This is a genomic window from Algoriphagus sp. 10J20-15, assembly GCF_055809615.1.
The window spans coordinates 92,033-99,330 of record NZ_JBVVUG010000012.1; the positions used below are offsets into that span (position 1 = coordinate 92,033).

Annotated in this window: 11 protein-coding genes; 9 read left to right on the forward strand and 2 right to left on the reverse strand. The window is 38.9% G+C overall.

Going from position 1 to position 7,298, the window contains the following annotated elements:
• Window positions 1-3: 3 nt before the first annotated feature.
• The 9 genes from AC0L6R_RS06505 to AC0L6R_RS06545 all read left to right on the forward strand — a co-directional run bounded on the left by AC0L6R_RS06505 (window position 4) and on the right by AC0L6R_RS06545 (window position 5,019).
• Window positions 4-228, forward strand: a complete 225-nt coding sequence (locus AC0L6R_RS06505; protein ID WP_473270464.1) for a hypothetical protein — start codon at window positions 4-6, stop codon at window positions 226-228.
• Between the two features lie 1,257 nt (window positions 229-1,485).
• A complete protein-coding gene (locus AC0L6R_RS06510; protein ID WP_473270465.1) occupies window positions 1,486-1,686 on the forward strand; it encodes a hypothetical protein in 201 nt (66 codons plus the stop codon).
• A gap of 150 nt (window positions 1,687-1,836) precedes the next feature.
• Entirely contained in the window at window positions 1,837-2,217 is a 381-nt protein-coding gene (locus tag AC0L6R_RS06515; protein ID WP_473270466.1) for a glycine-rich domain-containing protein, read from the forward strand.
• Between the two features lie 71 nt (window positions 2,218-2,288).
• Window positions 2,289-2,747 carry a hypothetical protein gene (locus tag AC0L6R_RS06520; RefSeq protein ID WP_473270467.1) on the forward strand — a complete coding sequence of 153 codons (459 nt, stop codon included), beginning with the start codon at window positions 2,289-2,291 and terminating at the stop codon, window positions 2,745-2,747.
• On the forward strand, window positions 2,722-3,063 hold the full coding sequence (locus AC0L6R_RS06525) for a T9SS type A sorting domain-containing protein (RefSeq protein ID WP_473270468.1): 342 nt from the start codon (window positions 2,722-2,724) through the stop codon (window positions 3,061-3,063). The genes AC0L6R_RS06520 and AC0L6R_RS06525 overlap by 26 nt, the downstream gene beginning before the upstream one ends.
• Before the next feature lie 468 nt (window positions 3,064-3,531).
• Window positions 3,532-4,029: a hypothetical protein gene (locus AC0L6R_RS06530; RefSeq protein ID WP_473270469.1), complete on the forward strand. Its 498-nt coding sequence runs from the start codon at window positions 3,532-3,534 to the stop codon at window positions 4,027-4,029.
• Between the two features lie 199 nt (window positions 4,030-4,228).
• Window positions 4,229-4,480, forward strand: coding sequence for a hypothetical protein (locus AC0L6R_RS06535; RefSeq protein WP_473270471.1), 252 nt, complete (start codon window positions 4,229-4,231; stop codon window positions 4,478-4,480).
• A 7-nt stretch (window positions 4,481-4,487) separates the two neighbouring features.
• Window positions 4,488-4,883 (forward strand): hypothetical protein, encoded by a 396-nt coding sequence (locus tag AC0L6R_RS06540; RefSeq protein ID WP_473270472.1) that lies wholly within the window; start codon window positions 4,488-4,490, stop codon window positions 4,881-4,883.
• A complete protein-coding gene (locus AC0L6R_RS06545; RefSeq protein WP_473270473.1) occupies window positions 4,858-5,019 on the forward strand; it encodes a hypothetical protein in 162 nt (53 codons plus the stop codon). Before AC0L6R_RS06540 ends, AC0L6R_RS06545 begins: the two co-directional genes overlap by 26 nt.
• A 527-nt stretch (window positions 5,020-5,546) precedes the next feature.
• On the opposite strand, the gene AC0L6R_RS06550 is transcribed toward AC0L6R_RS06545, so the two are convergent.
• On the reverse strand, window positions 5,547-6,836 hold the full coding sequence (locus AC0L6R_RS06550) for a hypothetical protein (RefSeq protein ID WP_473270474.1): 1,290 nt from the start codon (window positions 6,834-6,836) through the stop codon (window positions 5,547-5,549).
• A gap of 32 nt (window positions 6,837-6,868) precedes the next feature.
• Window positions 6,869-7,141, reverse strand: coding sequence for a hypothetical protein (locus AC0L6R_RS06555; protein ID WP_473270475.1), 273 nt, complete (start codon window positions 7,139-7,141; stop codon window positions 6,869-6,871).
• Window positions 7,142-7,298 lie beyond the last annotated feature (157 nt).

Below are 7,298 nucleotides of genomic sequence, written 5' to 3' on the forward strand. Positions count from 1 at the left end.
TCGATGGGGACTTTACATATAGTGAAACCCAGGATTCTGTCTCTAGTCGAGCCGTTGCCTGGCACCACTCGCTGGAAAGTATTTCCGAACCCGACCACAGGCCATCCATTCTACATAGAAGTCCTGGATCCTTCTTCTTATCGTGACGAACCTATTCGCTCTAAGGATTATTTCCGCAACGGGACGGTCCGAAACTCTACCTATACTGGAAATGCAAGAAATGGGTAATCAGGTCAGTGACTGGTTTACCACAAAGGCTGCTGGTATATATACACTTGAAATCAGCTGGGGAAATAAACGAGAATATCACAAAGTGATTCTTAGAAGGTAGATTCACTTTGTGATAAAATATAAAAGCCCTGTCGGAAATAAACTCCGGCAGGGCTTATTCTTTTAATCTGATAAGTACCGAATAGCGGGACAATAAGGAACTACTATTCATTTGCTCAGTAATCCTATTATTACGGATAAAGGATCGAAGAGAGTCGATGATCCTAATTCTTTTAAATGTATATCCGCTTACCAGTAAAGGGGGAAAAGCAATCTAGAATTTGTTCAAAATTATATTTGAGGTCACTTCAGCCTGTCCCCCAATGCGGGAGTCTTCGGTCATCGGTCTTCCGACCAATTAAACAAATAATCTAAGGCAACTAAGCCGCCATCATTGCGGATCATCACGTCTTTAAATTATAATCTAAACTCACCTGCAAAACCAAATAATTTTTTTATACCTAAACCAATTTATTAATCCCATTCGTAATTACCCCTAACAAAAACATTCCAGATTCTGCCACATGAATGCACAATTCAACTATTCAAACAACATTTTTTTGTGGTACCAGAACGAAAAAGTCTATTTACCTTTGCACACCCTTAATACCCTAGAATATAACAAGTTGGGCCTACCCTAGCCCTGATTTCCAACTAACACCTTGATGAAGAATAGATTTCTGTTCCTTTTTCTGATTTTTTGTTGCGCCCAATTGTATTGGGGTGTGATTTTGTATGGGCAGAATTGTGGACCTTGCACCGTTACGATACCAGCAAACAACCAATCAGTACCGAATAATCAAAATAGTTCAGCGGTTATTTGTTTCCAAGGCAACTTCAATTATTCAGCAAACTTTGATTTAAATGGTTCAACAGTCTGTATCAACGAAGGAGTAACTTTGACGAGAAATGGTGGGAACTGGAATGGCAATTGGACAATAAATAATTATGGGACATTTAATGCAAACAGTATTAATTTTAATTCAAATAATACAATTAATAACTTTAATACCCTAAACTTTAAGTTGATCTGCTTCTATAAATGGAACGCTTTTGAGCGTAGGAACTTAAATATTGGAGGGTCCGCTACTTTTAATTCTGGGTCAAAAATCACCGTAGTAGGAACTACAACAATTGGAGGCGCTGTTTCCAATAATTCAAGCATTACCCTAGGTGGATCATTGTCAGTTGCTGGATCTTTCCAAAACAATAGTAATGGTACAATTCAAGCTATTAATGGTAATCAATGTAATTCCGTATCAGTTTTCGGAACTTTTTATTTCAAATGGAATTATCACTGGTAATAATTATGATTATGCAGGAACAGGTTCTGCCCTATATGTGAACAAAACGCAGGGGGTAATGCCAATCCTAAACTATCGGGTGGTGCCACAGTGGGCTCTTGTCCATCCATAGATTGTGTGGAGATTAATGAGATTATAACATCGACCCAGCGTTCAATAACCTACATATTCAGGTGCTCTGGAGACTTTACGCCTCGCGATTTGTTAGTAGATGAAGATTCTCTAATAGCATCAACATTAATTGTAGCTGGCGGAGGTGGTGGTGGCTTCGGCGATTATGCTGGTGGTGGTGGACAAGCGATTGGTTTCTAGAGATCAATATTCTCTTATTCCTAATAATACATATCATGTCATTGTTGGAACTGGAGGAATAGGTGCTAGCATTATTAGTATAGCAGGACAAAATGGTACGAATTCTTCATTTTTTGGATATACTGCGATAGGCGGAGGTGGTGGAGCATCTGACAATTATATTAATGGAAGTACTGGTGGATCTGGAGGTGGTGCTGCAGGAGACAATGGTTCAGCAGGTTCAGGTATAAGTAATCAGGGAGAATCAGGGGGTATTGGAACTCAAAATGGTATTAATGCCAAAGGTGGAGGCGGAGGCGGAGGCTTCTTCAGCTGGACATACGGCAGATAACGGAAATAAACCAGGAGGTAATGGAGGTGAAGGAAAACAATCGCTAATTATTAACGGAAATAGTCAGCTTTATGCAGCAGGTGGAGGAGGAACAGGAAGAGGAGGAGGAGGTTCCGGGGGGTCATCCAGTACTGGAGGTGATGGAATTGAGGGAGATAGGAAAAAACGGAATTCAAAATACTGGATCAGGGGGAGGAGCAGGATCCCTAAGGGGCGGTTCTGGAAGTAATGGAATAGTTGTCATTTCTATCGTATATATTATTCAACCCGTCGACTACCTCTACTTCAACGCCACATACCTAAAAGAAGATAATTCAGGGATCCTTGACTGGTCCACAGCCAAAGAATGGGAAAATTCTCATTTTGAAATTGAGCGTGCGGTTAATTCAGTAAAGGAATGGGAAACCATAGGCCGTGTGGAAGGTAATGGATATTCAGAAAATCCTGAGGCATACACCTTTACTGATAATAACCTGCCCATTACAGGAGAACATATTCTACAGATTGAAACAAGTAGATTTCTCAGGTAAATATAGCTATAGCAGAACAAGAGCAATTCAGGCAGAAGCTACCCAAAGTAATTCTACGTGGACTGCTTTCCCTAACCCAAGTTTGACAGGATCTGATGTAAGCGTACAACTTACCCAGCTTCAAAATTATCATGACCAATCTATATATATAAGATTAGTAAATATGCTGGGTGATGGTGAATCTATGACCCTTACTTCCCCAGAAGAGGTTTCTCAGGTAGTGTCAGAATGGATCAGGAATAAGAACGCTGGTATTTATATACTTGATATTCGCTGGGGTACTAATTCCCAACAAATAAAGTTGCTTCGAAACTAGTAGGAACCTACCTGCAGAAATTATTTTCAATCACCTCATCGGACTGAAGTTTTCATCTTCCACATAGGCTGAAAATAATCACTTCAATTTCTATCTCAAACTACTTTCACCTTTCTACCCAGCTGAAAATCTTGGTAAATTTGCGCGGTTAAATCCACGCTCATAAATATCTCCCCTAAATATTGACATAAATCAAAATATTATTTCAATTTTGTATCGAATGAACCTATTTTTCGATATCATCGTCTAATAAGTAGATCCATTCGAAATAAAATTCTAAATACAATATTTGAAAAACAGTTTTCAAGAGATGAAACACAGCTCTACTTACATCCAACGTATTATGAAAAAACATCTTATTCTGGACTAGCATTAGTCTTCGCCCTTTATTCCTGTAATGACACTTCGAACCCCGTCAATGATGGCCCGATTACTATTAATTCTGACAGCCAAACCCTGACTACACGTGTGAAATTAGACAATGCCGGTGTCATTGGCCTTATAGATCCTAATGCTCCTGAGGGAAGAATACTAGAGGAAGCGACAGAATTACCTCTAATTCTTGTTTCGCAGGTAGATCCACCTGTAGTAGATGGTAATACTCTTAAAGCTACTCACGTGGATATAGATGGTAATTATGCCTATGTAGCCTATAACACTGAAGGTGATACTTACTTAGGGGCAGTTGATATTTTCGACATTACAAATATTTATAGCCCTGTGATCACGGAGCAGGCAGTCTTTACAGACACTGATATCAGCTCTCTTGAATATAAGAATGGAAAGCTATACTTAGCTGCCGCAGTTAATATCGACGAAAATGATGAAGTTACTTCCCCGGCAAACTTGATCATCTGTTTCGGGAGGGAAATTCACCTCAGGCTTTGTCTATACTTCTCTACCAGGATTCGTTGCGACCGATGTAGCAAACACCAATTCCAGTACTGCTGTAACCAGTGGAAATGATGGAGTTATTGGCTTATTTGATGGTACGCAAACTTTAGGCAATTCTTCTGAAATTACTGATTTAAGAGCTGTAGCCTTTGGAAGCGATAAACTAGCTGTACTAAGTGGTACTACAGGTGTTCATATTCTGGATCCGAACAGTCTTTCTGAAGTAGTTTCTATCCCGCTCACGCTAGATGTAGCTGGCGCAAAAAGAACAATGGACATTGACAATGGAAATCTTTACGTCTCTGAAGGCGCAAATGGTGCAGGTATTTACAAAATGGCAGATGGTAGTTTGGTGCAAAAACTAGCTATTCCAATTCGCCCGGAAGATGTGGAATCTGGTGACATCGTTACTAACGCCGTATCTGTTGACGATAATTTACTTTTCATGGCTAATGGAGCAGCTGGAATCTCAATTTCAGACGTATCCGACTTGGCTTCAATTAAGCAATTTGGTCTGTTGTAGAGTTACGATGAGTATTTCAAATTTTGTAAGAAATGAGGAAGAATTTGTATTTGTAGCAACGGGATTTGGTGGTCTTCAGATTTTAAAAATCAATAAAGTTGAAGCACCTGCTGATACCTCATGCGAAGGTCTATCTGCCTATAGCGGCAATGCAAACTTGAATGTAAACAGCAACGAATCCCAAGCTTATGCTGGCTCTTCTGTTTTGAAAAATGTCAACATCGGAGGCACATTCTTATTCTGTGGTTCGTTAGCTATTGAGCAAAACTTGAATGTCAACAGTAATGGACTAATGACAGTTAATGGGTCTTTTGCTTTTGGGCAGTACAATAAAAACACTTCCCTTAACATTAATAGCCAATCCAAACTTCAGCTACATGGCAGCACCAGTAATCTATGGTGACTTAGAGCTTGACCACGGTGCAACACTAGAATTCCTAGGTGAAGGCAACACCATTACGATTTACGGAACAGTGACAGTGAATAGCGGCGCAAAAATTATTGGTAACTATACAGATACAGAAGGAAAGTTGAAGTAAGAATTTCTCTTCCACCAAACACAAAAGCCAGTTCAGCAATCGATTGGCTTTTTTTGTCAAGTAAGAATTTAGTTCTGTAAAAACTACTCATTACTAGTATCACCTTCCAATAGTAAAGCTATATCTAAGCAAGTCCTGAGCTCCGCTATAGAATAGATTATCTATGAAATACTATTCATCTTAGCCTGTTTAAATTAAAAAAACATCATCCTGCTAAAAAGACATGAAGTATCAAAAGTTGAAATTGAAAACTGTGACTGACCACTGAAAGCTGATCACTCGTCTTCCTCTTTTCGCTTTGGTACTTTTGCCTTATCCTAGTCCTATGCTTCCTTTCAAGCCACTAAAAGTAGCTCGCCACCAGCCCCCGAAAATGAATTGGATTTATCCCGCTCGAAGTAAACCCGAGAAATGACCCGATGATTAAAGAATTTTCTGGGATTATTACTTTTTGTAAATGTATTGGCCAGAAAGGTCATGATCCCAAGTTTTCCTTACCCCTTTCTAAGGTCAAAGAATCCAAAAACTCAATCTTTCAGATCTTCATATCTAAAGTTCATTTTGCCTCTAGCTACATCATCATCCATTCTGAAATTCCACTTTCCGTCAGTAACACGCCCATCTACCACTTTTAGAAAGACATTATTCGCAAGCATAGTATTGAGAAGAGAAAGATCGAATTTTCCCAGCTCAACATCTACATCCATAGGATACGGTGCGCCAAAAAACATATTTGCATTTAATTTAACATCCCCTTCTCCCATAAGTTTCGCAGTGGCTGACAACATACTGGACTTCAATGGAAACTCCTCACTACTCTTGCGCATCACAAAAGGAGCTATAGAAGCATTAACCTCTTCGAACCTTATAGAACCCGGGAGCATAGCTTTTGGAGCAAACTCCTGATATCGTATAACCCCATTATTCAAAATCACAGAATCAAACTCTAAATCAAATGGGGAGTTCTGCATTAATGCTTGAGGCATAGGTTTGATTACACCTTCTTTTAGTGGGATTCTCTTATCTCTAAAAACATCCACCTCAAAACCATTAACTCTTAAAGCATGGGCTTTCAGGTTTTTATTTATGAAATAAGAATCAAAATCTATGTCTTCAAGCCTGATCTGATGAATAAAAGCATCCATTGCATTGTCCTGATACCCTTTTCTACGCAAAAAATCATAGCGCCCAAAAGCAGGCTGGAAATAAATACTATGATGACGATGGTATTCTCCAGTATGTACTTTTGCGAGCTTCAACTTATTCATGCTATCATTTGTATAAATTTGATAGTTTGAAATAGAAAGACTCAGGTCCTTTTCCAGCAGAAACTGAGGACTCAGCTCTGCATTTTTATTCATCAGATCATAGTTGAGTTCCTGTAATCCAAAATTGACTTTATGAAATGCCATTTTTGGAATCTGACCACTCTCCTTGTTATGAATTCTAATATCTCCATTATTGATTAATATATCCTGAAGCAATACCGACTCAATTAGCCCTAGATTTTTTGGGCTAGAGTTACCTGATGATTTTTGAGTCTTAGGAGATTTTTGGGCGGTATCAAGATATACATCGATTTTAGGATTTAGTAGACGAAGCTGAGTCAGGTCAACTATGCCTGTTGATTGAATATCTCTGATTCTATTATTCCTCACCCCCAACTCATCGATTTTGGCAGAAAATATGGGCGAGCCTGGATTGCCAGAAGTGTTACTAGGAATAATTTCAAAATTTTGAAAAAATCGTCTCGTCTGCTGTATTATCAACAAAGAAATTTGAGAAACGTATCGTATGGATACTATCCGGCAATGCATAGGAAAAATCATTGAGATTGAGGCTGATCTCATCAAACAAGCCTGCAATATCTTCCCTCGCATTTGCAGGACAAATCTAAGATTAAGCCTTTTATCTCTAAGTCAAAATCGGTTTGTATAGATTCAAACCCATTTTCCCCTACTCTGTAATTCAAACTCAATTTAGAATTTGTAGCCTCAATTGCTCCAATAGAAACAAGTTGAATAGATTTTGGAAGCGTTTTTTCAGTAACTGGCCCAGCTACATCTCCAGTTTCCTCCCTCTGAAAATCCCGATTAATCTCCAGATTAATCGTACTTCCCATCCACTGCAAGTTTTTCTAGCTGTAGCTCATTTTCAAACAAAAAAGATTCAATATCTACCCCTTCAAAAGAAACTCTGGGCAATTTTAAAGATAATGCGATTTTACTGCTTATCGAGTTACTTGGACTCAGCGTAAGGTTTTCAATCTCTATGGTCTT